The 26,482-nt window shown below is 72.4% G+C and carries 27 protein-coding genes and 1 pseudogene; 12 read left to right on the top strand and 16 right to left on the bottom strand.

Annotation, left to right across the window (positions count from 1 at the left end; all coding sequences use genetic code 11):
* Window positions 1-101: 101 nt before the first annotated feature.
* Complete coding sequence (locus ACFVVU_RS22050) at window positions 102-779, bottom strand: UbiX family flavin prenyltransferase (protein WP_380683034.1); 678 nt, start codon at window positions 777-779, stop codon at window positions 102-104.
* A 67-nt stretch (window positions 780-846) separates the two neighbouring features.
* On the opposite strand from ACFVVU_RS22050, the gene ACFVVU_RS22055 reads away from it, so the two are divergent.
* From ACFVVU_RS22055 to ACFVVU_RS22075, 5 genes are all read left to right on the top strand, one after another.
* The gene (locus ACFVVU_RS22055; RefSeq protein ID WP_387791653.1) at window positions 847-1,590 is read left to right on the top strand and encodes a cyclase family protein; all 744 of its coding nucleotides are present in this window, start codon (window positions 847-849) and stop codon (window positions 1,588-1,590) included.
* A gap of 91 nt (window positions 1,591-1,681) precedes the next feature.
* Window positions 1,682-2,398, top strand: coding sequence for an MOSC domain-containing protein (locus tag ACFVVU_RS22060; protein ID WP_380683031.1), 717 nt, complete (start codon window positions 1,682-1,684; stop codon window positions 2,396-2,398).
* Window positions 2,399-2,497: 99 nt separating this feature from the next.
* Window positions 2,498-2,908, top strand: coding sequence for a GntR family transcriptional regulator (locus ACFVVU_RS22065; RefSeq protein WP_387791655.1), 411 nt, complete (start codon window positions 2,498-2,500; stop codon window positions 2,906-2,908).
* 22 nt (window positions 2,909-2,930) lie between these two features.
* On the top strand, window positions 2,931-3,824 hold the full coding sequence (locus ACFVVU_RS22070; RefSeq protein WP_380683029.1) for an ABC transporter ATP-binding protein: 894 nt from the start codon (window positions 2,931-2,933) through the stop codon (window positions 3,822-3,824).
* A complete protein-coding gene (locus tag ACFVVU_RS22075; protein ID WP_380683028.1) occupies window positions 3,821-4,810 on the top strand; it encodes an ABC transporter permease in 990 nt (329 codons plus the stop codon). The genes ACFVVU_RS22070 and ACFVVU_RS22075 overlap by 4 nt, the downstream gene beginning before the upstream one ends.
* Before the next feature lie 28 nt (window positions 4,811-4,838).
* On the opposite strand, the pseudogene ACFVVU_RS22080 reads toward ACFVVU_RS22075, so the two are convergent.
* A pseudogene (locus ACFVVU_RS22080) lies at window positions 4,839-4,952 on the bottom strand (VOC family protein); the annotation flags it as partial.
* Window positions 4,953-5,008: 56 nt separating this feature from the next.
* Between ACFVVU_RS22080 and ACFVVU_RS22085 the strand changes: the two are divergent.
* Window positions 5,009-5,764: an alpha/beta fold hydrolase gene (locus tag ACFVVU_RS22085; protein WP_387791658.1), complete on the top strand. Its 756-nt coding sequence runs from the start codon at window positions 5,009-5,011 to the stop codon at window positions 5,762-5,764.
* Window positions 5,765-5,811: 47 nt separating this feature from the next.
* Here ACFVVU_RS22085 and ACFVVU_RS22090 read toward each other — a convergent pair whose 3' ends face one another.
* The 4 genes from ACFVVU_RS22090 to ACFVVU_RS22105 all read right to left on the bottom strand — a co-directional run bounded on the left by ACFVVU_RS22090 (window position 5,812) and on the right by ACFVVU_RS22105 (window position 10,567).
* Entirely contained in the window at window positions 5,812-6,435 is a 624-nt protein-coding gene (locus ACFVVU_RS22090; protein ID WP_387791660.1) for a DJ-1/PfpI family protein, read from the bottom strand.
* A gap of 85 nt (window positions 6,436-6,520) precedes the next feature.
* Entirely contained in the window at window positions 6,521-6,997 is a 477-nt protein-coding gene (locus tag ACFVVU_RS22095) for an HIT family protein (protein WP_380683024.1), read from the bottom strand.
* A gap of 9 nt (window positions 6,998-7,006) precedes the next feature.
* Window positions 7,007-7,942: a HEAT repeat domain-containing protein gene (locus ACFVVU_RS22100; RefSeq protein ID WP_387791661.1), complete on the bottom strand. Its 936-nt coding sequence runs from the start codon at window positions 7,940-7,942 to the stop codon at window positions 7,007-7,009.
* A gap of 96 nt (window positions 7,943-8,038) precedes the next feature.
* Window positions 8,039-10,567 carry a collagenase gene (locus ACFVVU_RS22105; protein WP_387791663.1) on the bottom strand — a complete coding sequence of 843 codons (2,529 nt, stop codon included), beginning with the start codon at window positions 10,565-10,567 and terminating at the stop codon, window positions 8,039-8,041.
* 277 nt (window positions 10,568-10,844) lie between these two features.
* Here ACFVVU_RS22105 and ACFVVU_RS22110 point away from each other — a divergent pair, with 277 nt between their 5' ends.
* Entirely contained in the window at window positions 10,845-11,060 is a 216-nt protein-coding gene (locus ACFVVU_RS22110; protein ID WP_380683021.1) for a DUF4287 domain-containing protein, read from the top strand.
* 27 nt (window positions 11,061-11,087) lie between these two features.
* Here the strand turns inward: ACFVVU_RS22110 and mqnP are convergent, their stop codons facing one another.
* Window positions 11,088-11,993: a menaquinone biosynthesis prenyltransferase MqnP gene (mqnP, locus tag ACFVVU_RS22115; RefSeq protein ID WP_380683020.1), complete on the bottom strand. Its 906-nt coding sequence runs from the start codon at window positions 11,991-11,993 to the stop codon at window positions 11,088-11,090.
* On the bottom strand, window positions 11,990-13,447 hold the full coding sequence (locus ACFVVU_RS22120; RefSeq protein ID WP_380683019.1) for a menaquinone biosynthesis decarboxylase: 1,458 nt from the start codon (window positions 13,445-13,447) through the stop codon (window positions 11,990-11,992). The genes mqnP and ACFVVU_RS22120 overlap by 4 nt, the downstream gene beginning before the upstream one ends.
* A 130-nt stretch (window positions 13,448-13,577) precedes the next feature.
* Here ACFVVU_RS22120 and ACFVVU_RS22125 point away from each other — a divergent pair, with 130 nt between their 5' ends.
* From ACFVVU_RS22125 to ACFVVU_RS22140, 4 genes are all read left to right on the top strand, one after another.
* Complete coding sequence (locus tag ACFVVU_RS22125; protein ID WP_380683018.1) at window positions 13,578-13,982, top strand: PLD nuclease N-terminal domain-containing protein; 405 nt, start codon at window positions 13,578-13,580, stop codon at window positions 13,980-13,982.
* A gap of 441 nt (window positions 13,983-14,423) precedes the next feature.
* On the top strand, window positions 14,424-16,025 hold the full coding sequence (locus ACFVVU_RS22130) for an acyl-CoA carboxylase subunit beta (protein WP_380683017.1): 1,602 nt from the start codon (window positions 14,424-14,426) through the stop codon (window positions 16,023-16,025).
* Between the two features lie 87 nt (window positions 16,026-16,112).
* Entirely contained in the window at window positions 16,113-16,325 is a 213-nt protein-coding gene (locus ACFVVU_RS22135; protein WP_380714771.1) for an acyl-CoA carboxylase subunit epsilon, read from the top strand.
* A 143-nt stretch (window positions 16,326-16,468) separates the two neighbouring features.
* A complete protein-coding gene (locus ACFVVU_RS22140; protein ID WP_387791666.1) occupies window positions 16,469-17,119 on the top strand; it encodes a ScbR family autoregulator-binding transcription factor in 651 nt (216 codons plus the stop codon).
* On the opposite strand, the gene ACFVVU_RS22145 is transcribed toward ACFVVU_RS22140, so the two are convergent.
* A complete protein-coding gene (locus ACFVVU_RS22145; RefSeq protein ID WP_387791668.1) occupies window positions 17,116-17,811 on the bottom strand; it encodes a ScbR family autoregulator-binding transcription factor in 696 nt (231 codons plus the stop codon). The two genes, ACFVVU_RS22140 and ACFVVU_RS22145, sit on opposite strands and share 4 nt — an antisense overlap.
* A gap of 362 nt (window positions 17,812-18,173) precedes the next feature.
* Here ACFVVU_RS22145 and ACFVVU_RS22150 point away from each other — a divergent pair, with 362 nt between their 5' ends.
* Window positions 18,174-19,247: a ScbA/BarX family gamma-butyrolactone biosynthesis protein gene (locus tag ACFVVU_RS22150; RefSeq protein ID WP_387791669.1), complete on the top strand. Its 1,074-nt coding sequence runs from the start codon at window positions 18,174-18,176 to the stop codon at window positions 19,245-19,247.
* Window positions 19,248-19,305: 58 nt separating this feature from the next.
* Here ACFVVU_RS22150 and ACFVVU_RS22155 read toward each other — a convergent pair whose 3' ends face one another.
* The 7 genes from ACFVVU_RS22155 to hemL all read right to left on the bottom strand — a co-directional run bounded on the left by ACFVVU_RS22155 (window position 19,306) and on the right by hemL (window position 26,416).
* On the bottom strand, window positions 19,306-19,692 hold the full coding sequence (locus tag ACFVVU_RS22155) for a hypothetical protein (protein ID WP_380685029.1): 387 nt from the start codon (window positions 19,690-19,692) through the stop codon (window positions 19,306-19,308).
* A 143-nt stretch (window positions 19,693-19,835) separates the two neighbouring features.
* Window positions 19,836-20,969, bottom strand: coding sequence for a c-type cytochrome biogenesis protein CcsB (gene ccsB / locus ACFVVU_RS22160; RefSeq protein ID WP_380685031.1), 1,134 nt, complete (start codon window positions 20,967-20,969; stop codon window positions 19,836-19,838).
* Between the two features lie 3 nt (window positions 20,970-20,972).
* Window positions 20,973-22,757, bottom strand: a complete 1,785-nt coding sequence (locus tag ACFVVU_RS22165) for a cytochrome c biogenesis protein ResB (RefSeq protein ID WP_387791671.1) — start codon at window positions 22,755-22,757, stop codon at window positions 20,973-20,975.
* 3 nt (window positions 22,758-22,760) lie between these two features.
* Window positions 22,761-23,534 carry a cytochrome c biogenesis CcdA family protein gene (locus tag ACFVVU_RS22170; protein WP_387791673.1) on the bottom strand — a complete coding sequence of 258 codons (774 nt, stop codon included), beginning with the start codon at window positions 23,532-23,534 and terminating at the stop codon, window positions 22,761-22,763.
* Complete coding sequence (locus ACFVVU_RS22175; protein ID WP_380685033.1) at window positions 23,531-24,136, bottom strand: TlpA family protein disulfide reductase; 606 nt, start codon at window positions 24,134-24,136, stop codon at window positions 23,531-23,533. The genes ACFVVU_RS22170 and ACFVVU_RS22175 overlap by 4 nt, the downstream gene beginning before the upstream one ends.
* Before the next feature lie 242 nt (window positions 24,137-24,378).
* On the bottom strand, window positions 24,379-25,026 hold the full coding sequence (locus ACFVVU_RS22180) for a histidine phosphatase family protein (protein ID WP_355358893.1): 648 nt from the start codon (window positions 25,024-25,026) through the stop codon (window positions 24,379-24,381).
* Between the two features lie 61 nt (window positions 25,027-25,087).
* Complete coding sequence (hemL, locus tag ACFVVU_RS22185; protein WP_355358015.1) at window positions 25,088-26,416, bottom strand: glutamate-1-semialdehyde 2,1-aminomutase; 1,329 nt, start codon at window positions 26,414-26,416, stop codon at window positions 25,088-25,090.
* Window positions 26,417-26,482: the final 66 nt, after the last annotated feature.

The raw sequence follows: 26,482 nt of genomic DNA on the forward strand, positions 1-26,482 counted from the left end.
CAGACCCACAGATCATTATCCGGATTCAAAGGCGCCGTGCTCGGACCAACCCGGATATCGCAGAGAACATACTCTCCCGTCCTGCGGTATCTCACTCCCCCTCAGGCCGACCGACCGGTTGCGCGGGCCGCCGCGCCCAGCTCTCCCTCCCAGCGTCGGTACAGCGTGTGCGGTACGCCGACGGCGTCCAGCACCCGTCCGGCGACAAAACCGACCAGCTCGCCGACGGTGGAGCCGCCGGCGTAGAACCCGGGCGAGGCGGGGAGCACGACCGCGCCCTGCGCGTCCAGCTCCACCAAGTGCTTCAACGTCACCCCGTTGAGTGGTGTCTCGCGGACGCAGACGACCAGCGGACGCCGCTCCTTGAGGGTGACGCTGGCCGTCCGCTGGAGCAGGTCCTTGCTGAGGCCGAGCGCGATCCCGGCCACCGCGCCGGTGGTCGCGGGCACCACCAGCATCCCCTTCGCGGGGTACGAGCCGCTGGACGGGCCCGCCGCGAAGTCCCCCGCCGGCCAGTACCGGACGTCCTCCAGTCCGTCCGCGGGCGCGTCCGGTCCGATCCCCAGCCAGGCGGCCAGGTCGGTGCGCCAGTGCGCGTCCCGGAACGCGATGCCGGTCTCGTCGAGGATCGTCAGCCGGGCCGCCCGGCTGACCACCAGGTCGACCGACTCCCCCGCGTCGAGGAGGGCGCGGATCACCGCGGCGGCGTACGGGGTGCCGGACGCGCCGGAGACCCCCACGACCCAGGGACGGCGGACTGGCTGCTCAGGCTTTTCCATAGTGCCTCCTTTCTATCTCCACCCGGCCCCTCACCGAGCCCCGGCCCGCCCTGGGAGGATGGGCGCCATGGCCCCGACCCTCGTCGACCTCACCCACCAGGTGACCACCGCGATGCCGGTCTACCCCGGCGATCCGGCCGTCCTCCTGGAGCCCGCCCTCACCACCGCCACGGCCGGGGTGAACGTGCTCTCCCTGCACCTCGGCTCGCAGTCCGGCACCCACGTGGACGCGCCGTACCACGTCGACGTCACCTGGCCGACGCTGGACGGGCTGCCGCTGGAGCGGTTCACCGGGCCGGCCGTCGTCGCCGACCTGCGCGGCCTGGAGCCGCGCGCCCCGATCACCGCCGAGCTGCTCGCGCCCGCGCTGGAGCGGGCCGGCGAGGGCACCGTCCTGCTGCTCGCCACCGGCTGGACGCGGCACTGGGGCACCGACGCCTACCTCGCCCACCCGAGCCTGACCGCCCGGGCCGCGGAGGCGATCGTCGCCGCCGGGGTGCGCACGGTCGGGGTGGACGCGCTCAGCGTCGACCCGACGCCCGACCCGGGCCCGGGCGACCCGGCGGTCGCCGCGCTGCTCGCCGACCTCACCGACGAGCACGACCAGCCCGCCGCCGAGGAGCCGACGCTGGCGGCGCACCGGATCCTGCTCGGGGCGCCGGGCGGCGGGGTGATCGCGGAGAACCTGACCGATCTGCGGCCGCTGCTGGCGGCGCAGGAGGCGGGGCGGCCGGTCGAGGTGTCGCTCTTCCCGCTGCGGCTGGTGGCGGCCGACGGCGCCCCGGTCCGGGCGGTGGCCAAGCTGGGCTGAGCGGCCGGACCCGGGCGCGGGGCGAACGCCGCTCCGGGTCCTGGCACTTGGTCTAGACCATCATCGGCGGGCGGCGGTACGCTGTCCGGCCATGGCAGAGATCATCGGAGTCGTCGAGCAGCTCTGGCGCTACCCCGTGAAGTCCACCGGCGGCGAGCGGCTCGACTCCGTCGAGGTGGACGACCGCGGGCTCGCGGGCGATCGTCTCTACGCCGTGCGCGACGGCAACGGCAAGCTCGGCTCCGGCAAGAACACCCGCCGGTTCCGGCGGATGGACGGCCTGCTCCGCCTCTCCGCCCGGCTCGGCCGGCTGCTCGACGGCCCCGAGCTGTTCGACCCGCTCGGCCGGCCGGTCCTCGACCCGACCGCCTTCCTCCGTGCCTACCTCCAGCGCGACGACGTCGAGCTCGCCCGCGAGGACGCCGTGTCGCACTTCGACCAGCTGCCGGTCAGCGTGCTCACCACCGCCACCCTGGACTGGGTCGCCGAGGCCGCGCCGTCCGCCGTGGTGGACGTCCGCCGGTTCCGCCCGAACATCCTGCTGCGCACCCCGCCGGGCACCCCGCCGTTCAGCGAGGACACCTGGTTCGGCCGCGAGGCGCACGGCTCCGCGCGCCTCGGCGCCCGGCTCGCCTTCGTCCGCTCCAGCGAGCGCTGCGCGATGACCACCGCCGCCCAGCCCGGCCTGCCGCACGCCCCGGAGATCCTCAAGGCCATCGCGCAGTTCCACGACTCCCGGCTGGACGCCCTCGCCGAGGTCGCCGCCCCCGGCCGGCTCGCCGTCGGGGACACCCTGACGCTGGCCTGACCAGGCACTTCCCACCACCCGTCAATTCCTCCTTCCGCGACACCACTTGACTGACGCACGACTATCCTGTCTTACTGTCGTAGGACAGGAGAACAACTGGTGATCGAGTTCGTGCTCGACGGCCGCTCACGGGTGGCCACGTACATGCAGCTGGTGCTGCAGGTGAAGCAGTCGCTGCGGGTCGGGCTCGCGCAACCGGGGGACCAGCTGCCCAAGGTGCGCGACGTGGCCCAGGCCCTGGCGATCAACCCCAACACCGTGCTCAAGGCCTACCGGGAGCTGGAGTTGGAGGGGCTCGCCGAGGGGAGGCCCGGGGTCGGGACCTTCCTGGTCCGCACCCTGGCCGGACCCTCGCTGGCCCACCAGGCCGAGCTGCGCCAGGAGTTGGTCGCCTGGCTGGCCAAGGCGCAGGCCGCCGGCCTCGCCCGCGAGGACATCGCCGCGCTCGTCGACACCACCCTGCGGGCCACGCCCGACCGGCCGCCCACCGAAGGGACCGGACCGGTCTGACAGTCATCTTGGGGGAACACACATGACGGAAGTCGCTCTGCACGCCGAGGGGCTGGGAAAGCGCTACGGGCGCTCCTGGGCCCTCCAGGACTGCTCGCTGGCCCTCCCCGCCGGGCGGATCGCCGCCCTGGTCGGGCCCAACGGCGCCGGCAAGTCCACCCTGCTCCACCTGGCCGTCGGACTGCTGGAGCCCGACGCCGGACGGGTCCGCGTCTTCGGACGGGACCCTCGCCACGACCGCGACGCCCTGGCCGACCTCGGCTTCGTCGCCCAGGACACCCCGCTCTACCCCGACTTCACCGCCGCCGAGCTGATCACCATGGGCGGACGGCTCAACCGCCGCGGCGTCTGGGACGACGCGATCGCCCGGGACCGGCTCACCCGGCTCGGCATCCCGTCCGACAAGCCGGTCGGCAAGCTCTCCGGCGGCCAGCGCGCCCAGGTCGCGCTGGCGCTGGCGCTCGCCAAGCGGCCCCGGCTGCTGCTGCTCGACGAGCCGGTCGCGGCCCTGGACCCGCTCGCCCGGCACGAGTTCATGCAGGCCCTGATGGGCGCCGTGGGCGAGTACGGGACCACCGTCCTGCTCTCCTCCCACCTGCTCGCCGACCTCGAACGGGTCTGCGACCACCTGGTGCTGCTGCACACCTCGCACGTCCAGCTCACCGGACCGGTCGAGGAACTGCTCGCCGGGCACCGCCGGCTGATCGGCCCCCGGATCGCCGACGGCGCCGCCGTTCCCGGGGTGGCCTCGGTGATCCGGGCCAGCCACACCGAACGGCAGTCCACCCTGCTCGTGCGCACCGAGGGGCCGGTGGACCAGGACCACTGGGCCGTGCACGAGGTGACCCTGGAGGACCTCGTCCTCGCCCACCTCGGCGCCCCCGGCGCCGCCGACCGCCCGGAGGTGGCCGCGTGATCTGGCTGACCTGGCGCCAGCACCGCAAGCAGGCCCTGTGGACGGCCGTGGCACTGGCGGTGCTCGCCGCCGTGCTCGTCCCCACCGGCCTGTCCATGCGCTCGTCCTTCGAGGACTCCGGCCTCGGCGCCTGCCTGCGCGCCCTGGGCCACTCCCGGTTCGTCGGCGGCGAGGGCTGCGAGGCGCTCAGCCAGCGCTTCGCCAACCAGTACGACTCGACCGCCTTCCTGGCCATCCTCTTCGTCCTGCTGCCGATCGTCCTCGGCCTCTTCCTCGGCGCCCCGCTGGTCGCCAAGGAGGTCGAGAACGGCACCCACCGGCTGGTCTGGACCCAGGGCATCAGCCGCCGGCGCTGGATCCTCACCAAGTTCGGCCTGGTCGGCGCGGTGGCACTGGTGCTTTCCGTCGGCTACGCGCTCGGCGCCGCCTGGTGGCTCGGCCCGCTCGGCGCCAACGGCCTCGGCCGCTTCCGCTACCTGATCTTCGACGTCCAGGGCGTCGCGCCGATCGGCTACACGCTGTTCGCGGTCGCGCTCGGCATCCTCGCCGGCACGCTGACCCGCCGGGTGCTGCCCGCGATGGGCCTGTCGCTCATCGCGTTCATCGCCGTCCGCGCCCTCGTCGAACTCCTCGTCCGCCCGTCCTTCCTGGCGCCCGAGACGCTCAGCTACCGGATCGACGGCCAGGGCATGGCCAACCGCTTCACCGGCGACTGGGTCTACCAGGAGGGCGTCCGCAACGGCGCCGGCGCCCTCGTCCTCCCCGACGCCCGCGTCGGCTGCGGCGGCGACACCGGCGCCGAGACCGCCCGCTGCGTGGAACGCCTCGTCCAGGACGGCTTCGGCCCGGCCCCCTTCAGCAACTGGCAGGAGTACCAGCCGGCCGACCGCTTCTGGACCTTCCAGGCCGTCGAGAGCGGCATCTTCCTCGCCCTGACCGCCCTCCTCCTCGCCCTCGCCATCCGCCGCGTCCGCCGCATCTCCTGAGGCGGGCGGTCCGCGCCGGCCGGGCCGGTCAGGGGCGGGCCGGGAGCAGGCAGACGGGGTGGCCGGCCGGGTCGGCGTAGACGCGCCGGCCGGTGGCGTCCTGGAGCAGCGTGGCACCGAGCGCGAGGAGCACGGGTTCCGCGCCGAACGCCGGCGCGCCGGGTTCGGTGATCATCACCACCGGGCAGGAAGCCCTTCATGACGATCCCTCACCGCCTGGTCGGCACCGGCGAGCACAAGGTCCTGGTGCTGCACGACTGGTTCGGCACCAGCGCCGGCTGGGGCCCGTTCCCGGACTACCTGGACGGCTCCGCCTTCTCCTACGCGTTCCTCGACTACCGGGGCTACGGCGAGCGCATGGACGTGCCCGGCGAGTACACCCTGGCCGAGATCGCGGACGACGCGCTCGCGCTGGCCGACCAGCTCGGCTGGCGGGACTTCTCGCTGGTCGGGCACTCGATGGGCGGCAAGGCCGTCCAGCAGGTGCTCGCCCGGGCCCCGCACCGGGTGCGCAAGCTGGCCGGTCTCGCGCCGGTGCCGGCCGGGCCGTACCCGATGGACGCGGCCGGCGAGGAGCTGTTCTACGGCGCGGCCGAGGACCGGGCGAAGCGGTACGAGATCCTGGACCGGGTGACCGGGCGGCGGGCCGGCCGGGTTTGGCTCGACCGGATGGTGGACCGCTCGCTGGAGCTGTCCACCCGCGAGGCCTTCGGCGGCTACGTGCGGGACTGGGCCACCGCCGACCTGGTGGACCGGATCGCCGGGAACCCGGTGCCGGTCCGGGTGTTCGTGGGCGAGCACGACCTGCTGCTGACCGCCGAGGCGATGCGCGGCACCTTCCTCGTCCACTACCCCAACGCCGACGTCGAGCAGCTGCCCGCCAGCGGCCACTACCCGATGCACGAGACGCCGGTCGCCCTGGCCGCCGCCCTGGAGTCCTTCCTGCACGACTGAGTAGGACCGAGCACGACCGAGCACACCTGACCGGACGCTTCCGGGAGCTACCCGAGCCGTCTGATCCGCTCCCGCACGGCCGGCGAGGCCTTCGCCCACGATCCGCTGTCGAACGGCGGCCGCGGATCGTACTCGGCGTGCAGCTGGATCGCCCGGGCGGTGGTCTCGTCGGTGAGCAGGGCCGCCAGCAGGAGCGCCATGTCGATGCCGGCCGAGACCCCGGCCGCGGTGACGATCCGGCCGCGGCGCACCACCCGCTCGGGGGTGTACTCGGCGCCGTGCGCGGCCAGTTCACCGGCGGCCGCCCAGTGCGTGGTGGCGGCGAGGCCGTCGAGCAGTCCGGCGGCCCCGAGCAGCAGCGCGCCGGTGCAGACGGAGGTGGTGAACCGGGTGGTCGCGTGCGTCCGGCGCAGCCAGTCGAGGAACGCCTCGTCGTCCATCAGCGGCCGGGTGCCGTGCCCGCCCGGGACGAGCAGCAGGTCGCACGCCCCGACGTCCGAGTAGCGGGTCGGCACGTCCAGCCGCAACGCCCCGATGCCGTCGGCCACCGGCCCCCGCTCCCCCGCCGCCACGAACCGCACGATGGCCCCGGGCAGATGACCGAGCACCTGGTACGGGCCGATCGCGTCGAGCGGCTCGAAGGCGTCGAAGAGCACGATGACGATGTCCATGTCCCGCAGCGTAGGCGCGAGTTGGCCACCCGTCCCGGCCCCGGTCGGCGGATTCACGAGAACGAGTGGTCTGCACCACCGCCCTTTACCGCAGCGCATCCAGCTCCGCGCCGACGGCGGCCCGGATCGGGTCGTGGGCGGGGGTGAGGGCGTGGGCCGGGTCGGTCCAGTGGGTGCGGGGGTAGAGCCAGACGGGGAGGCGGACGAGGTCGGCGGGCTCCCAGTCGTAGCGGGGCCAGACGTGGGCGTGCAGCATCGGGTCGGTGTTGCCGAGGATCTCCAGGTTGACCCGGCGGAAGGCCGGATCGGCCGCCCGGCAGGCCCGCTCGACGGCCTCGCCGAGGCGGTCGAGGTCCTCCAGGTAGGCGAGCCGGCGGGGGCGGGGCAGATCGGAGAGCCGCTGCACCCCCGGCCGGTCGGTGAGCAGGATCGCGTACCCGGGCAGGAACTGCACGTCGCCGGCCACCGCGAACCCGGCGTCCAGGCGCCGGATGACGGTGGGGTTCTCGCCGCGCAGGGCGCTGCCGACGCGGTCGGACTTCCAGTCGCTGGTATCGGTCATGCAGCGATGTTAGGGATGAACGATCACCGGATGGTCGGATCCGACCAGTTCGGCCGCCCGCACCGGGTCGCCGCCCGCCCGGCCCAGCAGCCCCGCGACGTCGTAGACCGGCTCGTCGGGGCCGCCGATGCCGAGGGTCAGCCCGGGCTCGCAGCGGGTGGACCACACCGCGGCCGCCAGGTCCGGCCGCTGCCGTTCCAGCGCCCGCACCAGCGCCCAGGCCCCTTCCTCCAACCGGGCCCGCCGGGACGGCTCGCAGGCGGCGACGGCGTCGGCCACCCCGTGGTCGTCCGGGTCGTAGTCCTCCAGCAGCGGCAGCAGTTCGGGGGCTCCCAGGATCTCCGCCGCCCGGAAGGTGAGGACGGCCGCGCCGTCCGGATCCGCCAGCAGTTCGCGCATCAGCGGCACGGCCCGCGGGTCGCGCCGCCGGGCCAGACCGCGGATGCCCTCCTCGCGGGCGTCCGGATACTCGTCACCGGTCCGCTCCCAGAGCGCCTGCCGCACGTCCGGGCCGTCGGCCGCGCACTGGAACCCGAGCGTGAACGTCGCCCAGTCGCGGGTCTCCGGGTCGGTGTCCCGGGTCAGCGCGAGGAGCGCGCGGACACCGGGGGCGTCCGGCGGACCGGTGACCACCGCGTCGAGGGACAGCCCGGAGGCCACCTGTCGGCGCACCTCCGCTTCGGGGTGACCGGCCAGGGTGACCAGCACGGGCACCGCCCGTCCGTCCTCGGTCCGCCCCAGGGCCCCTGCCAGGCAGGCCAGGACCTGGCCGTCCCGCTCCCGCTCCGCGTGCGCGAGCAGCACGGTCGCCGCCTCGGCCCGGAGGTCCTCGTCCCGGTCGGCCGCCTCGCCCACCAGGCGGCAGCCCGCCGCCCGTTCGGCCGGTTCCGCCGATCCGAGCAGTTCCGTGCCGTGGGCGAGGGCCGCCGGTGTGTTCATCACCATCGGGCCAGTCTGACGCACGGATCCCGCCCGCACACAGCGCTTTGACGCCCGGCCGGAGAGCCCGGCCGGGCGTCTGATCCGCTGCTGCGGGTCGGGTCAGAACTGGGTGGTGACCGTGACGCCGCTGAAGTCGGTGGCGGCGTACAGGCTCAGGTAGCGGTAGCCCGCCGTGGGGTTGGTGACGGTGATGGACTGGGTGGTGCCATCGGCCACCGAGGCGGCGGTGTAGGCCTTCGGCGAGGCCCAGGTGTCGGCGTTGTAGTACAGGTACGCGGTACCGGTGCCGCCGAGGGTGCTGACCTTCAGCGTGGTGGTGCCGGCCGGCAGGTAGACGTACAGGTAGTCGCTGTTGCCCGCGGTCGCGGCGCGGCCGGGCCGGGCGCAGTTGCGGGCCATCGCGTCGGTGCGCTGCTCGGTGCAGGTCGGCAGGCCGAGCGCGGTCGTGGTGACCGCGGTCGAGGCGGTGCCGGTCCGGCCGGTGTCGTCGGTGGTGGTCAGGGCGACGGTGTACAGGCCGGGCACGCCGTAGGTGTGGCTCGGGCTGCGCTCGTCCGAGAAGGTGCCGTCACCGAAGTTCCAGTGCCATCCGGTGATCCGGCCCGAACCGGTCTGCACGGAGCGCTCGTTCACGCTGACGGTCGCACCGTTCACCGTGGTGTCGAACAGCGAGGTCGGACCAGCCGCGTAGCAGCCGCCGGCGACGCAGGCGTCGAGCCAGGCGTCGAAGTCGGCGTCGTAGGAGGTGCCGAGGTTGTTGTAGACCGCGTAGCCGCCGGGGTAGTCACCGACGCGGAAGCGCTCCAGCATGGCCTGGACGTCGGCCGGGTGCTTCTCCAGCATGTACCGGACCGACAGGTAGCCCCACGGGTAGGTGCGGGTCGAGTCCGAGTTGGCGTAGGTGTTCTGGAAGAGCGTGCTGAGCTTGTAGGTGTGCTTGGCCGCCTGGTTCATCGCGTCGACGTCGGTCGCGCCGCGGTGGGTGTACGAGACGTACTCGGCGAGGCCCTCGACCCACCACTTGTTCGGGACCGACGACTGGGTGGTGTAGTTCCCCTTCAGGTTGTAGATGCTGTCGAGGTAGTGCGTGTACTCGTGGTTGAGGTTCCACACCCGGGCGGGGTCGTTGACGTTCCAGGCCTTCTGGTACATCACGGTCACGGCCCGCACGTTCGGGTCGGTCGCGTCCATGACGGTCTGGCCGCCGTTGTCGGTGTCGTTGCCGAAGATCGCCCACGAGTAGGTGGTGTAGTCGGCCTTGTTGGCGAAGATCCCGAAGGTGACGGTCTTGGCGTACTGGTTCGGGATCGGGCCGTTGTCCTTGGCCACGCGGTGGAAGAGCGCGTCCTCGCTGCGCAGGCTCTCGCAGACGGTGGCCAGCTCGGCGGCCGACAGGGACTGGGCCTGGAGGATGCGGTTGTCGCAGACCAGCTGGTTCGGCAGGATCACCGAGGTGAGCTTGGTGCGCAGGTCGCAGATGCCGTAGTACGAGCACTGGTTGTTGTTCCAGTACTCGGCCTGGCGGGCCGTGTACAGGTACAGCGTCCCGAAGGGCGAGAGCAGCGGCGCGGAGTCCAGCACCTTCTTGACCAGCGGCTTGGTCACGGCCTCGGCGGCGGGGCTGGTGCCGGCGAGCCGGGCCAGGTCGTTGCCCGCGTTGGTGTCGAGGACGGCGTGGGGCCCGCTGAGCAGGTCCCGGTGCTTGATCGCGAAGTCGGCGAGCGAGTTGACGAGGCCTGTGTCGGCCGCGAGCGCCTTGACGAAGTCCGTGTTCCGGTAGCCGAACCAGAGCGGGTAGTACAGCACCGAGTTGACCGCGTTGATCATCTGCGGGAACTGGTTGTAGGTGTTGTCGTACTCGTCCAGGATCCGCTTGTAGGCGCCGATGTAGCGGGCCTGGAGGTTGGCGCTGTCGGTGAGCCACACCACCTCCTTGAGGATGCGGCCGTTGTCCTCGGTGACGTCGCGCCAGCGGGTGCCCGCGAAGAGCGTGTCCAGGGCGGAGGTGACGGCGGTGGCGAGCTCGTCGGTGTACGGGCCGGCCTGGGTGGGGAAGTTGAACTGGATGTAGTAGCCCGCCTGCAGGTACTTCACCAGCTGCGCGATGCCGGTCGTGTTGTCGCCGGAGTAGTTCGCCGCCAGGTCCTTGAAGGCAGCCGCGACGGACAGCATCCGGGCCTGGTTGAAGATGCTCGGGTCGGCGACGGCGCTCTGGTACAGCGACTTGATGCAGTCCGGGGTCGAGCTCCGGATGAACGCGACCAGGTCGGCCCCGGTGCGGGCCGCGAAGTCGGCCGGGGTGCAGCTCTGTACGGCGAGGGACTTGAACTGGGCGGGGGCGCCCGCCCGGGCCGCGTCGGCCGGCTCCTCCAGCAGGCGCGTCGCGCCGATCAGCGCCGGGGAGCGCGGGGCGATGGGCTCGGCGGGCTCCTCGGAGCCCGTCGCGGTCGGGGTCGGGGCGGCGGGTCCGACGGGACCCGCCGGGGCGGCGGCGGGCGCCGTCGCGGTCGGGGCGGCTGTGGCGGCGAGGGGCGCCGCGAAGGCCTGGGTCGGCAGCACGGCGGTGGCCGTGGCGCAACAGGCGACGACGCCGGCTGCGAGCATGGAGAGTCTGGTGCGCAGGAGCACGCCGAATCCTTCGTCGAGTGGGGGCAGTCCGGCGTGGGGCCGGACCGAAAAGAAGGAGATGTGGCGTGGATCCTGTCACCGACTGATGGTCAGAACAATGTCACAGTTCATATGGCATGAGATTTTCGGCCACTGCGGCGCACTCTCCGCCACATCCCCCCGACCCGTCGCCGGAGCCGCCCGGGACCCGCCGGAGTGACCCGGATCACACCCTTCGGCCGATGAGTTCCCGCGCCCCCGCCGGTCCTATGGACACCGAACGAAGGAGAGCCGCACCATGACCGCCACCCCCGCCGCCAAGGGCCCTGCCAGCTACTTCCCGTCCATCGAGCAGAAGTACGGGCAGCCGATCGCGCACTGGAAGGAACTGATCCGCTCCTCGCCGCTGACCAAGCACATGGAGCTGGTCGCCTGGCTGAAGGCGGACCACGGGATCGGCCACGGACACGCGAACGCCCTCGTCAAGCACACGCTCGACGAGGGCGGGAAGTAGACCCTGGCCCCGGGTGGGGGCGCGGCCTCAGACTCCGAGGCCGCGCACCACCAGGTCCACCAGCGCGAAGAGGAACAGCGAGATCCCGACGAAGCCGTTCGTCTGGAAGAACGCCCGGTTCAGCCGGGACAGGTCGTTCGGCTTGACGATGGTGTGCTCGTAGACGAAGGCGCCGGCCACCACCAGCAGGCCGGTCCAGAACGCCACGCCCGCGTCGGTGAGCACCGCGTACCAGCCGAGCAGCAGGGTGGTGATCACGTGGCAGGCGCGGGCGCCGCGGACCGCGGCCGGGACGCCGAACCGCGCCGGCACCGAACGCACGCCGTCCGCCCGGTCGGACGCGACGTCCTGGCAGGCGTAGATCAGGTCGAAGCCGCCGATCCAGATGCCGACGGCCGCGCCGAGCACGACCGCGTCCCAGGACCAGGTGCCGGTGACGGCCAGCCAGGCGCCCACCGGGCCCATCGCCTGGGCCAGGCCCAGGATCGCCTGCGGGAAGTCGGTGAACCGCTTGCCGTACGGGTAGACCACCATCGGCACCACGGCCACCGGTGCGAGCGCCAGGCAGAGCGGGTTGAGCAGCGCCGCGGCGCCCAGGAAGACCACCAGGGCGACCGCCGAGCCGACGTACGCCGTCCTCAGCGAGACGGCGCCGGTGACCAGCTCGCGCCCGGCCGTGCGCGGGTTGCGGGCGTCGATCTCGCGGTCGATGATCCGGTTGGCGGCCATGGCGAAGGTCCGCAGCCCGACCATGCAGACGGTGACGATGAACAGCTCGCCCCAGTGCACCCGTCCGTCGACCAGGAACATCGCCGTCAGCGCCGCGATGTAGGCGAACGGCAGGGCGAAGACCGAGTGCTCGATCATCACCAGCCGCAGGAAGGCTCTGACCTTGCCGGGCGGGACCTCGGGGAGCGCGGCGGCGGTGCTCACAGCCCGTACTCCTTCCAGCGCCGGTCCACCAGGGCGGCGGTCGCCGGGTCGGAGGTGACCATCTCGGGCCAGCCGCCGTCGCGGGTGTAGCCCTCCTCGGGCAGCTTGCGGGTCGCGTCGATGCCCGCCTTGCCGCCCCAGAACTGCTGGTAGGAGGCGTGGTCCAGGTGGTCGACCGGGCCCTCCACCACGGTGAGGTCGCGGCTGTAGTCGACGTTGCCGAAGGCCCGCCAGGCGACCTCCTGGTAGTCGTGGACGTCGCAGTCGGCGTCCACCACGATGATCAGCTTGGTCAGCGACATCATGTGCGCGCCCCAGATGGCGTGCATGGTCTTCTGCGCGTGCTTCGGGTACTTCTTGTCGATCGAGACGATCACGCAGTTGTGGAAACCGCCGGCCTCGGGCAGGTCGTAGTCGACGATGTCCGGGATGATGATCTTCAGCAGCGGCAGGAAGAAGCGCTCGGTGAACTTGCCCAGCGGGCCGTCCTCCGTCGGCGGGCGGCCGACCACGATGGACTGCAGGATCGGCCGGCGGCGCATCGTCACGCAGTCGATCCTCAGCGCCGGGAACGGCTCCTGCGGCGTGTAGAAGCCGGTGTGGTCGCCGAACGGCCCCTCGGGCAGCATCTCGCCCGGCTCCAGCCAGCCCTCCAGGACCACCTCGGCGTCGGCCGGGACCTGCAGCGGGACCGTCTTGCAGTCCACCATCCGCACCCGTTCGCCCGCGACGAAGCCGGCGAACAGGTACTCGTCGATGTCGCCCGGCAGCGGCGCGGTGGCCGCGTAGGTGACGGCCGGCGGGCAGCCGAAGGCGATCGCGACGGGAAGCCTCTCGCCCCGCTTGGCGGCCACCGCGGCGTGGTTGCGGCTGTCCTTGTGGATCTGCCAGTGCATGCCGATGGTGCGGCGGTCGTGGCGCTGCAGCCGGTACAGGCCGAGGTTGCGGATGCCGCTGTCCGGGTCCTTGGTGTGGGTGAGGCCCAGGTTGAAGAAGGAGCCGCCGTCCTGCGGCCAGGTGAACAGCGCGGGCAGGTCGTCCAGGTTGACGTCCTCGCCGGTGAGCACCACCTCCTGCACGGGCGCGTCGCCGGCCTTGACGTGCTTCGGCGGCACGTGGGCCATCGAGGCGAGCTTGCCGAAGGCGTCCCGGAAGCCGGTGAAGCCCTGCGGCAGCTCCGGCTTCAGCAGGCCGGAGATCTTGTCGCCGATCTCCTCCGGGCCCTTGAGACCGAGCGCCTTGGCCAGCCGGCGCTCGGTGCCGAAGACGTTCATCGCCAGCGGCATCGTGGAGCCCTTGACGTTCTCGAACAGCAGGGCCGGGCCCTTGGCCTTCTGCACCCGGTCGACGATCTCGCCGATCTCCAGATGGGGGTCCACCTCCGCCTTGATGCGCTTGAGGTCGCCTTCGCGGTCGAGGGCCCGCAGGAACGAGCGGAGATCGTCGTATGCCATGCCTGTCAGTATCCGCCACCCGCTAGCCTGACCTGTGTCAAGGGCCCCCTTGGCACGGCGGACCGCCCGGCGGCCGCCGTACCGGGGCCCGACCGCCAGCCACCGACGCCGCCCGGGGGAGATCGCCGCCGTGCTGAGGATCCTGACCTTCGTGCTCCCGCTCGCCCTGTGGGTGTGGGCCTTCATCGACTGCCTGACCACCCCCGAGGAGGAGGTGAAGCACCTTCCCAAGGTGGTCTGGGTGATCATCGTGCTGCTCTTCCCGCTCGTCGGCTCGATCGCCTGGCTGGTGGCCGGCAAGCAGCGCGCGGTGCGCACCGCCCCGGCCGGCGGCTTCGGCGCGGCCGGCCAGGGCCACGACCGCCGGCGCGACGGCCGCCCGCTCGCCCCGGACGACGACCCCGAGTTCCTCGCCTCGTTGAAGAAGCACAACAACGAGCACGAGGACATGCTCAAGCAGTGGGAGGCGGATTTGCGCCGCCGCGAGAACGAGCTGCGCGGCAAGGACGACCCTGACGAGGGCCGCCGGGGCTGACCCCCGGGTCGCCCGGACAGCCCACCCGGCATCCACCGGGTGGGCTGCGGTGTTTTTGGCGCATCCCTACGACAGGCCGGCCGGTGCCACGCCGCCGGCCCGGTCTTCACCGCCGCACCAAGCGTCTCTTGAGCAGCCCTTGAGCGGCGTCGGGCAGTATCGAGTACGACAGCTCTGACCTGCACGTTCCCTCATGTTCAGCTCACCCGGAGGTCATCCTGGCGACAGCTGCGGGTAATCGAACAGCTACCGTTCGCACGGGCTGAAACGCTTCGGTTTCTGTACAGCCCTGACATCTAAACGGACGCGACCTTGTACGGAATCGACGCCGAAACCAGCGTGCGGCCCCTCGTACAGTCATAAGTGAAGAAGTGATTCGCAGCCGGGGGCATCGCAGACGTTGGCTGTCGGACAGTTCCCTCACCTTTGGAGTGGTTCGAGATGACGGTTGTGCACCAGGCGCCGGTCGACGACGACGCCCCCGAAGCCCCCGCCGACGTACGGGGCAGGGTCGCGGAGCTGCACGAGCTGCGCGAGCAGGTCCGGCGCGGCCCGAGCGAGAAGGCCACCGAGGCCCAGCACGCCAAGGGCAAGCTGACCGCGCGCGAGCGCATCGACCTGCTGCTCGACGAGGGCTCGTTCCGCGAGGTGGAGCCGCTGCGCCGGCACCGGGCCTCCGGCTTCGGCCTGGAGGCGAAGAAGCCGCACACCGACGGCGTGGTCGTCGGCTGGGGCACCGTGCACGGCCGGACGGTCTTCACCTACGCCCACGACTTCCGGATCTTCGGCGGCGCGCTCGGCGAGGCCCACGCCCAGAAGATCCACAAGATCATGGACATGGCCATCGCGGCCGGTGCCCCGCTGGTCTCGCTCAACGACGGCGCCGGCGCCCGCATCCAGGAAGGCGTCACCGCCCTGGCCGGTTACGGCGGCATCTTCCAGCGCAACACCAAGGCCTCCGGCGTCATCCCGCAGATCTCCGTGATGCTCGGCCCGTGCGCCGGCGGCGCGGCCTACTCGCCGGCCCTGACCGACTTCGTCTTCATGGTCCGCGAGACCTCGCAGATGTTCATCACCGGCCCGGACGTCGTCCAGGCCGTCACCGGCGAGAAGATCAGCCAGAACGGGCTCGGCGGCGCCGACGTGCACGCCGGGGTCTCCGGCGTCTCGCACTTCGTCTACGACGACGAGCAGTCCTGCATCGAGGAGGTCCGCTTCCTCCTCTCGCTGCTGCCGCAGAACAACCGCGAGATGCCGCCGGCCGCCGTCAACGACGACCCGGTGGACCGCCGCAACGAGTCGCTGCTCGACCTGGTGCCCGCCGACGGCAACCGGCCGTACGACATGCGCAAGGTGATCGAGGAGATCGTCGACCACGGCGAGTTCCTGGAGGTCCACGAGCGCTGGGCCACCAACGTGCTCTGCGTGCTCGCCCGGATCGACGGCCACGTCACCGGCATCATCGCCAACCAGCCGCAGTCGCTGGCCGGCGTCCTGGACATCAACGCCAGCGAGAAGGCCGCGCGCTTCGTCCAGATGTGCGACGCCTTCAACATCCCCCTGGTCACCATGCTCGACGTCCCCGGCTTCCTGCCCGGCGTCGACCAGGAGCACGACGGCATCATCCGGCACGGCGCGAAGCTCCTCTACGCCTACTGCAACGCGACCGTGCCGCGGATCCAGCTCATCCTGCGCAAGGCCTACGGCGGTGCCTACATCGTCATGGACTCGCGCTCGATCGGCGCCGACCTCTCCTTCGCCTGGCCGACCAACGAGATCGCCGTCATGGGCGCCGAGGGCGCCGCCAACGTCATCTTCCGCCGGGACATCAACGCCGCCGACGACCCGGACGCGATGCGCAACCAGAAGATCAAGGAATACAAGAGCGAACTGATGCACCCGTACTACGCGGCCGAGCGCGGCCTCGTGGACGACGTCATCGACCCCGCCGAGACCCGCCAGGTCCTGGCGTCCTCGCTGGCCATGCTGCGCACCAAGCACGCGGACCTGCCGAGCCGCAAGCACGGCAACCCGCCGATGTAGCAGCGTGCCCGGCCGGGCACCGCACCGCCGGGCCCGCCGACGCCGACCGACGACCACCTCACACCATCCGCCGGGAGAAACCGGACCATGACCGTCTCCGCCGAACCACTCGTCCGCATCGTCCGCGGTTCGCTCTCCGACGAGGAGCTCGCCGCCCTGACCGCCGTGCTGATGGCCCGCGCCGCGGCCGCCCAGCAGGCGGCGGCCGCCGCCTCGCCGGTCGAGCCGATCGCCAACTGGCAGCGCCTGGAGCGCCGCCCGGCGTACTACTCGCCGGTCAGCTGGCAGTGGGCCGCCTGACGGCTCGACCGAGGACCCGGCCGGCGGCGTTCCGGCCCCCGGAACGGCTCGAAAGGATCGCTACCACGCGGTACGGGGGCCACCGCCCGGCCCGCCGCCGTAGGATCCAGCAGCTGCCGACGACAGAGATCAGGGAGGCTGCGATGCCCAGGCAGGCCCGGGCCCTGGCGACCCGCCAGACGGTGCTGTGTGCCGCGGCCGAGGTGTTCGACGAACGCGGCTACGCGGGCGCCACGATGGCCGAGATCCTGGAACGGGCCGGTGTCACCAAGGGCGCGCTCTACTTCCACTTCCCCTCCAAGGAGGAGCTGGCGCTCGCCGTGATCGAGGGCCAGGAGGCCTGGCTGGCCACCTGGCAGGCGGCCTCCGACAGCCCGACGCAGACCGTCATCGATCTCGGCTACGCGTTCGCGCACTCGCTGCTGGACGATCCGCTGCTGCGCGGCGCGATCCGGCTGACCATCGAGCACGGCAGCTTCACCCAGCCGCAGGTCGGCACCTACCAGAGCTGGACGGACGCGGCACGCGAGCTGCTGGAGCGCGCGCTGGAGGTCGGCGAACTCCGTCCCGGGGTGCGGCCGGCCGCCGCCGCCGGGGTGATCGTCGGCGCGGTGACCGGCATCCAGCTCAGCTCGCAGGTGCTGATGGACCGCAGGGACCTGCTGCAGCGGATGGCCGACCTCTGGACACTGCTGCTGCCCGGCCTGGTCGAACCCGGCACCCTGACCCGCCTGGACACCGTCGACCACGGGGGAACCGGGACCCGCCCGCTCGACCGGGCCGCGCTCGACTAGGCCCGGCTCGACCGGCCCGGCCGGATCGCGTTCGGAGCGGGCTGGATCCGGTAGTCCGGCAGGCGGTCGGCCGGGACGAGGGCCGGCAGGGCGGTCGACCAGAGGCCGCTGACCGCCGCGGGGGCGAGCCGGCCGGTGGACTCGGCGGAGAACAGCACCAGGCCCGCCGCCAGGGTGGTGAGCAGTGCGGCCGACTGCTCCCGGTCGAGCCCGGGGCGCAGTTCGCCGGCCGCCGAGGCCCGGTCCAGCAGGGTGCGGAAGACCGCGGTCAGGCGCCGCCAGACGTCCGCCGAGGGCTCCGGCGGCGAGCCGGCCGGCGCCACCACCGCGCCGGCGGCGCAGCCCGCGGGCCGGCCGCCCAGGCCGAGCAGCACCCCGGCCCGGACCACCACGTCCTCCCGCAGCAACCGGGCCAGATCATGGGTGAGGTCGACGAGCCGCTGCACGGCCGGGCCGCCACCGCGCAGCGCGTGCAGCACGGCCAGCCCGATGGTGTCGGCGGCCTCGCCGCGGACCCCGTCGGCCAGTGCCTGCTTGGAGACGAAGTGGAAGTAGAGCGCGCCCTTGCTGACACCCGCCCGGCGGCTGATGTCGACCAGGCTGGCCGACTCGAAACCCGCGTCGGCGAAGGTGTCCGCCGCGGCGAGCAGCACGGCCTGCCTGGTTCGCCCCGCCCGTTCCTGCTTAGCCACTCGGCCCCTCCGGCCCCGGCCGCGGCGAGCTCCGGCTCGCCCGGTTGCTGTCACGGCGCCGCCGTCGGTGGTGGGGCGCCCGGTCTGCGGACCGTCGGCGGCGCGCCGCGCCCACCCGAAACCGCATGGTTGGTATCTAATCTAGCCCCTGTCCGGACCCTGCCGTCCAGGGGGATCGGCCCCCGGGCGCGGGCCGGACCGGGCCGGCCGGGCGTTGCCGCAGGCCGGCGCCCGGGTACGGTGAGCGCAGCGGTAACGCGCCAGCGGCGACCCCGCACGGGGAGCAGAAACCGGGTGGCCTGTATGTTTTGCGAGGGCCGCCCGCACGGCCGGCCGACCGACACCCGGGAGTGGGGCCCGTCATGCCAGTGTTCACCTCGATGGACGGCGACGCCCCGTATCCCCACCCCCCGTATTCCCACTCCCACACCGGCCACTCCGGCCCGGGCCGCTACGGCTTCCACGAGCGGACCGTCTCGCGTCAACTGGTGCGCCGCTCCTCGGTCGCCGAGGTCCTGATCACCGGCTGGCAGGCCACCGGCCCGTACGACTTCCTGCTCGGTGCCCAGTGGCCGCGGCTGCACGGCTTCTACCGGCTGCCCGGTGACCGGCACCACGACCCGGTACTGATGGCCGAAACGGTCCGGCAGGCCGCCCTGCTGGTGGGCCACGCCGGCTTCGGCGTGCCGCACGACCACCACGCGGTGCTCGACGAACTCGGCTACACCCTCGGCCCGGCCGGCCTGGACGGCCTCGCGGTCACCGCCGCCCCCACCGAGCTGATGCTCCGGATCACCTGCCACGACGTCCGGATGCGGCACGGCCGGCTGGACGCCCTGCGGGTGCACGCCGAGGTCGAGCGCGACGGCCACCCGGTCGCCCGCGGCTCCGGCGGGCTGCGGATCCTCTCCCCCGCCGCGTACGACCGGCTGCGCGGTCCCGGTCCGGCCGCCGCCCCGCTCCGGCTCCCGGACCAGGGCACCGCCCCGGAGCTGGTCGGCCGTCAGCAGGCCGCCGACGTGGTGCTCGGCCCCGCGCTGCTGCCCGGCAGCTGGCTGCTGCGCGCGGACGCCGGCCACCCGGTGCTGTTCGACCCGATGGACCCGGCGCCCGGCCACCTGCCCGGGATGCTCGTCCTGGAGGCCGCCCGGCAGGCCGCCCAGCGGCTGCACCACCCGGACCGGGTGGTGCCGCTGGAGCTGGTCACGTCCTTCCACGACCCGATCGCGCCGGACCGCCCCTGCGTGGTCCGGGCCGTCCGGGAGGCCGGACAGGAGGCCGGCGGCGGCAGCGGACGGCGGGCGCCGCTGCGGGTCCTGCTGGTGCAGGAGGGCCGGACGGTGGCCGAGGCCCGGCTGCTCACCGGACCGGCCGACGGCGGCCCGGCCGCGACCGCGCCGGCCCCGGCCCGGCGCGGTCTGCCGCTCGCCAGCTGAGCCCCGGCGCCCCGGCCGGACCGGGGTCGGCCGAGTCGGGCCGGGGCCGGGCCCCGGGTCAGGCGGCCACCAGCGCGGACGGCCGCCCGGCGTGCATCACCGAGAGGTTCTCCGCCAGCCGCCCCGGGTCCTGGGCCAGCCACAGCCGCAGCGCGGCGCCCAGCATCGCGCTGGCCGAGCCGATCCGCACCTGGGTCACCTGGGCGATCCGGGCCGCGCCCGGCACCAGCAGGTCGGCCAGCGGTGCCGGCAGCCAGACGGTCAGCGCGCACGGCGCGGGGGCCGCGAGCGCGCCCAGCAGCCGGTAGGCGTCGGCCGGCGAGCTGACCGTGGGGATGATGTCCAGCAGCCCGTCGGCCACCACCTCGGACACGTCGCTGCGGTGCCCCTGGGCGAGCCGGCGGAGCAGCAGGTGCTCGGCGGCGGTGATTCGGACGGTCAGCATGACCTCGTCGCACTCCATTGCGCGATTTCCTCCTCAGTTCCTCCCCGTGCCGGACCGGGCGGCCGGCACGAACTACCCCAATCGCACCTCGGCCCGGCTTCCTCGTCTGGAGTGCCGGGCCGGTGGGTGGGTTCCGGTACCGGTCAGAGCCCCGCGTAGGAGTGCTTGCCGGTGACGAAGATGTTGACCCCGTAGTAGTTGAACAGCCAGCAGGCGAAGGCGGCGAGCGCCAGGTACGCGGCCTTGCGTCCCTTCCAACCGGCGGTGGCGCGGGCGTGCAGGTAGCACGCGTAGGCGACCCAGGTGATGAACGACCAGGTCTCCTTCGGGTCCCACTCCCAGTACTTGCCCCAGGCGGCCTCGGCCCAGATCGCGCCCGCGATGATGGTGAACGTCCACAGCGGGAAGACCAGGGCGTTGATCCGGTAGGACAGCTTGTCCAGGGTCGCGGCGGCGGGCAGCCGGCGCCAGATGGACGGCGAGGTGCCGAGCGGGCCCTTGGCCAGGCCGGCCGCCATCCGCTTGTCGAAGGAGTCCTTGCCCAGGTACAGCAGCGTCGTGACGAAGCCCGCGTAGAAGGCACCGCCGCAGATGATCGCGGTGGAGACGTGGATCGCCAGCCAGTACGAGTGCAGGGCCGGGACGAGTTGCTCGGACTCGGTGTACAGCACCTCGGTGGCGATGCCGAGGGTCAGCACGACCGCCAGGGTGACCGGCAGGCCGAGCCAGCGGACCGGCTTCTTCGTCAGCAGCAGGCCGACGAAGGCCGCCGTCATGGCGAGCGCGAAGGCGCAGGAGAACTCGTACATGTTGCCCCACGGCCAGCGGGAGACCGAGAGGCCGCGGGTGAGGACGCCGCCCGTGTGCAGCAGGAGGCCGAGGACGGTGAGCGAGACCGCGATCCGGCCGGCCAGGTCGGCCCGCTCGCTGGTGCCGGCCGCGCCCGGGCCGTCGACCTCGTCGTCACCCCGCCCGCTGGTCACCACGGTCGCGCCCGCGCCGGCCAGTGCGGTGCGGGTGAGCGTGGTGGTGCCGCCGCGCGCCGAGGCGACGGTGACGGTCACCTTCCGGGCGCCCTTGGCCTTGGCGTCGGCATCCGCCACGGTCTCGGCGAGGCCGGCCTGCTCGATGGAGCGGACGGCGACGGCGCCCTTCGAGCCGAAGGTCCACTCGAACATGTAGGCGAACATGGCGATCAGATAGACCGCCATCGCCGAATAGATCAGCTTGTTGGACAGGTCGGCCAGCTGCGGGTCGACCTCCGAGGCGAGGTGCACCGTCTACTCCTTGGAGTTCGGGTCGGCGGGAACTGCGGATTCTTCGGGTGCCGCGGCCTCGTCGGGCTCGTCGGGCTTCTCGGACCCGTCGGACTTCTCGGACGCGTCGGACTTCTCGGACTCGTCGGCCTCGTCGTCGAGCGCGGGCGCGTCGTCCTGGAGGTCCACCGCGAGCGCGGCCAGCTCCTCGGCGATCTTCGCCGACTCACTGCGGCCCAGCCCGGCCAGCTCGACCAGCGTGCCGCCGTCCGGCAGCGCCACCGCCCGCACCCAGATCCGGCGCCGCTGGATGAACAGCGAGCCGATCAGACCGGCGATCGCCGCCACCGCGCCGACCAGGGCGATGCCGTTGCCCGGGCGGTGCGAGATGTTGAAGCTCGCCCACTGCTTGTAGCCCTCGAAGGTGACCGTGCCGTAGTCGTCCGGCAGCTCCCAGGCCTGGCCGGGCTTCAGCCTGGCCTTGGCCGGCTGGCCGTCCTGCTGGAGCTGGGTCAGCTTCCTGGTGTTGAGCTGGTAGATGTTCTGCGGCAGACCGGAGTCGGTGCCCAGGTCGCCCGCGTAGACGTTGAGCACCAGCGCCGGGTCCGCGTCACCGGGGAACAGCGAGCGCGGGCCGGTGTTGCGGTCGAAGGCCACCGGAGCGGTCGGCAGGAAGAAGCCCGAGAAGCCCAGCTGGGTCTTCTGGCCGTCCTTCTCCCCGTAGTCGGAGACCTTGACGACACCGGTGGAGGTCAGGTTGCCGTCCTGCGGGAGGAACGGGGTGGCGCCGGTGTAGACGATGTCGCCCGCCTTGTTGCGCACCGTGATCACCGGGGCGTAGCCGTGGCCGATCAGGTAGACCTTGCTGCCCGCGATCTCCAGCGGGTGGTTGACCTCGATCGTGCCCGCCTTGAGCTTCGCCGGGTCGCTGCCCTCGAAGTAGTCGACGTGCGCGGTGAACTGCCGGGCGCTGCCGATCTGGTCGCCCCGGTCCTGGAACTTCGAGGTGAAGTTGTTCAGCTTCACGTAGAAGGGGTCGAGGTCGTCGCTGCCGTAGAAGCGGGTGCCGGTGAAGTCGTCCAGCTGCGTGATGGTGTTGCCGTAGCCGTCGCCCTCGACCAGCAGCTTGCCGCCGGTGCCGCTGGCCAGGCTCGCCCAGGCGAAGCCGCCGAGCAGCGCGAACAGCGACAGGTGGAAGACCAGGTTGCCGACCTCGCGCAGGTAGCCCTTCTCGGCCGCCACCGCGCCGCCGTCCAGGTGCGCCCGGAACCGCCGCGCGCGCAGCAGCCGGTGGGCGGCGGTGTTGACGGTCGCGGCGTCCGCGTCCGTCCGCCAGGCCGCGTACACCGGCATCCGGGTCAGGTTGCGCGGCGCCGCCGGCGGCCGGGAGCGCAGCACGCCGACGAACTGCCAGGTGCGCGGGACGATGCAGCCGGCCAGCGAGACGAACAGCAGGATGTAGATCGCCGAGAACCACACCGAGCTGTAGACGTCGAACAGCTGGAGCTTCTCGTAGATCGGCGCGACCGTGGTGTGCTGCGCCTTCCAGGCCTGGACCTTGAACTGGTTCTGGCCGTTCTGCGGGATCAGCGAGCCGGGGATGGCCGCCAGCGACAGCAGGAACAGCAGGATCAGCGCGACCCGCATCGAGGTCAGCTGGCGCCACATCCAGCGCAGCCAGCCGAGCGCGCCGATGCCGGTGGGGCCGTCGGAGTCGGCCGGGGCGGTGGTCAGCCGCTCGGCCGCGTCCTCGGCCGCGCCCTGCGCCGCGTCCCCGCGCTGCTCGCGGTCGGTCGTGGTCTTGGTCACGGGTCAGATTCCGATCGAGAAGTCGGCGGTCCAGACTCGCATCTCGTTCACCAGCGAGTCCCAGACCCCGGTGACGAGCAGCAGACCGACCACGACAAGCATGCCGCCGCCGATCCGCATGACGAGCGGGTAGTGCCGCTTGACCCAGCCGAAGGCGCCCAGCGCCCGGCGGAAGGCCACCGCGGCCACGACGAACGGTACGCCCAGGCCCAGGCAGTAGAAGAACATCAGCAGCGCACCGCGCTGGGCATCGGCCTGGTTGAGCGCGAGGTTGGTGACGGTGGCCAGGGTCGGTCCCATGCACGGCGTCCAGCCCACCCCGAAGACCACGCCGAGCAGCGGCGCGCCGAGCAGGCCGATCACCGGGCGGCGGTGGGTGCGCACCTCGCGCATGCTCAGGCCGGGCACCAGGCCCATGAAGGCCAGGCCCATCACGATCGTGAGCGCCCCGAGCACCTTGTTGATGACCGACTGGTGCTCCTTGAGCGTGTCGCCGAACTGGCCGAACAGCGCCCCGCTGGAGACGAACACGGCGGTGAAGCCGAGGATGAACAGCAGCGCGCCCGCCAGCATCCGGCCGCGCCGGGCCCCGCGCGCGTCGGCGAGGTCCGCGGCCGAGAAGCCGGTGACGTAGGAGAGGTAACCGGGGACGAGCGGCAGCACGCACGGCGAGAAGAACGACACCAGGCCCGCTGCCAGCGCGATCGGCGCGGCCACCAGCAGCGCCCCGCTCTGGATGGTCCCGACGTTGTCGGCGAGTTGGACCGCCGCACTCACCGCTGCTGCTCCGCCACGATCGGCTGGAGCATCGACTCCAGGTTGTCGTCGGTCTGGCCGCCGAGGGCGCGGGCGGCCAGCTTGCCCTCCCGGTCGATCACCAGGGTGGTCGGGATGGTGTTCGAGTTGAGGCTGCCCTTGGGGAACTTGAGCAGCTCGGTGCCGGCCGGGTCGTAGATGCTGGGGAAGGTGACGCCCTTCTCCTGCTCGAAGCGGAGGGCGTTCTTGACCTCGGGGTCCCTGGTGTTGATCCCGAGGAACTGCACGCCCTGGTCCTTGTACTTCTCCCAGACCCGCTGGAGGTCGTCGGCCTCCGAGCGGCACGGTCCGCACCAGGAGCCCCAGACGTTCATCACGACGACCTTGCCCCGGTAGTCGGAGAGCTTGGTCGGGGTCCCCTCCAGGGTGGTTCCGCCGATGTCCGGCGCGTCCTGGCGGTGGCCCTGGGCGACCGTCGAGATGGTGCTGCCCTTGGCGGTGACGAAGCCGATCTGTCCGTCGCCGCCGGCCGAGGAGCCGGACGAGCTGCAGCCGGTGAGGACCAGCGCGGCAGCGGCGGCGGTGACCGCGGCGGCTGCGACACGGGGACGGGGGCGCGTCATGCCAGACATGTGAAAAGTTTCGCATGGAGTCACGGGCGGGCCCCGGGGGGTCCGGCCTTGTCTGCCGGACCCCCTCTGACCTGCGGCGGGACCATCGACCCTGGTGTCGCGGGGGTGTGACCCAGGTCTTACTCACACAGCTCTTACGTCGAATCGGGAACCATGGACACCGTTCCGCACGTCCGGGCCTCTTCGGCGTACCCGGATTCCGGGTGCTCCCGGAGCCGGTGTCAAGCCCTTTCTCAGGCGCCGAAGCTCTTGCCCACCGGCTTGCTCTTGCCGCCCTTGCCGACCAGGTGGGCCGGCAGCAGGTCGCGGGCCGGCTCGCGGTAGCCGACCGAGACGATCCGGTCCCCCTCGTAGGTGAAGCTGGTCAGCGAGGCCAGCGAGCACTGCCGGTTGCGCGGGTCGTGCCAGAGCCGGCGGCGCTCCACGAAGGAGCGGACGATCCAGATCGGCAGCTGGTGGCTGACGCAGACCGCCTCGTGCCCGCGCGCGGCGTCCCGGGCGGCGGCCAGCGCGCCCATCATCCGCACCGCCTGCTCCAGGTACGGCTCGCCCCAGGACGGCTTGAACGGGTTGGTCAGGTACTTCCAGTAGGACGGGTTGCGCAGCGAGCCGTCGCCCACCCCGAAGGTCTTGCCCTCGAAGATGTTCTCCGCCTCGATGAGCCGCCCGTCCACCGCGAGGTCCAGGCCGTGTGCCTTGGCGATCGGCGCGGCGGTCTCCTGGGCGCGCTCCAGCGGGGACGCCACCACGTGGGTGATGTCCCGCCCGGCGAGGTCCTCGGCGACCCGCTCGGCCATCTCGCGGCCCAGCTCGGACAGCCGGTAGCCCGGCAGGCGCCCGTACAGGACGCCCTCCGGGTTGTGCACCTCGCCGTGCCGCATCAGATGGACGACGGTGATGTCCTTGGCGCTCACTTCTCAGTACTCCTGGGACTCGTAAGGACTAGGCCGTGGCTTCGGCGGCGGCCCGGGCGGCGGCGGGCAGCGCGGCGGCGATCCGCTCCAGCGCCCGCTCGTCGTGCGCGGCGGAGACGAACCAGGACTCGAAGGCGGACGGCGGCAGGTAGACGCCCTCGGCGAGCATCGCGTGGAAGAACGCGGTGAAGCGGAACGCCTCCTGGGTCTTCGCCTCGGCGTAGTTCGTCACGGTGTCCTCGGTGAAGAACACCGAGAACATGTTCCCGGCGGTCTGCAGCCGGTGGGCCACGCCCTCCTTGGTGAGCGCGGTGGAGACCAGCCCGGAGACCTCGGCGGCGACCCGGTCGACGGCCGTGTACACCTCGTCGGTGCAGCCCCGCAGCTGGGCCAGGCCGGCCGCGGTGGCGATCGGGTTCCCGGAGAGGGTGCCGGCCTGGTAGACCGGGCCGGCCGGGGCGAGGTGGGCCATCACGTCGGCACGGCCGCCGAAGGCCGCGGCCGGGAAGCCGCCGCCCATGACCTTGCCGAAGGTCAGCAGGTCGGGCGCCCAGCCCTCGTTCGCCGCCTCCAGGCCGTACCAGCCGGCCTTGGAGACGCGGAAGCCGGTCATCACCTCGTCGGAGATGAACAGCGCGCCGTTCTCCCGGCAGAGCCGGGCCAGACCGCCGTTGAAGCCGGGCAGCGGCGGGACGACGCCCATGTTGCCGGGCGAGGCCTCGGTGATCACGCAGGCGATCTCGCCGGGGTGGGCCCGGAAGGCCTCCTCGACGGCGGCGAGGTCGTTGTAGGGCAGCACGATGGTGTCGCCGGCCTGGGCGCCGGTGACGCCCGGAGTGTCCGGCAGGCCGAAGGTGGCGACGCCGGAACCGGCGGCGGCCAGCAGCGCGTCCACATGTCCGTGGTAGCAGCCGGCGAACTTCACGACCTTCGCGCGGCCGGTGAAGCCGCGGGCCAGCCGGATCGCCGACATGGTGGCCTCGGTGCCCGAGGAGACCAGGCGGACCTGCTCGACCGGGGCGACCCGGGCGACGATCTCCTCGGCCAGCTCGACCTCGCCCTCGCCGGGGGTGCCGAAGGAGGTGCCGCGGGTCACCGCCCGCTGCACGGCGTCCAGGACGGCGGGGTGCGCGTGGCCGAGGATCATCGGGCCCCACGAGCAGACCAGGTCGACGTACTCGCGGCCGTCGGCGTCGGTCAGACAGGGGCCGCTGCCGGACACCATGAAGCGCGGCGTACCGCCGACGGCGCGGAAGGCGCGCACCGGGGAGTTGACGCCGCCGGGGGTCACGACCGACGCGCGGTCGAAGAGCGACTGGGACTTGGGTGCTTCGTAGGGGTAGCTCACGGGAGACATGGTCTCAAATCGTGTCCTTCACCTCTGCATGTCGGACCTCATCATCTGGAACGATGATCCGGGCGC

Source organism: Kitasatospora sp. NPDC057965, from assembly GCF_042887135.1.
GTDB lineage: Bacteria > Actinomycetota > Actinomycetes > Streptomycetales > Streptomycetaceae > Kitasatospora.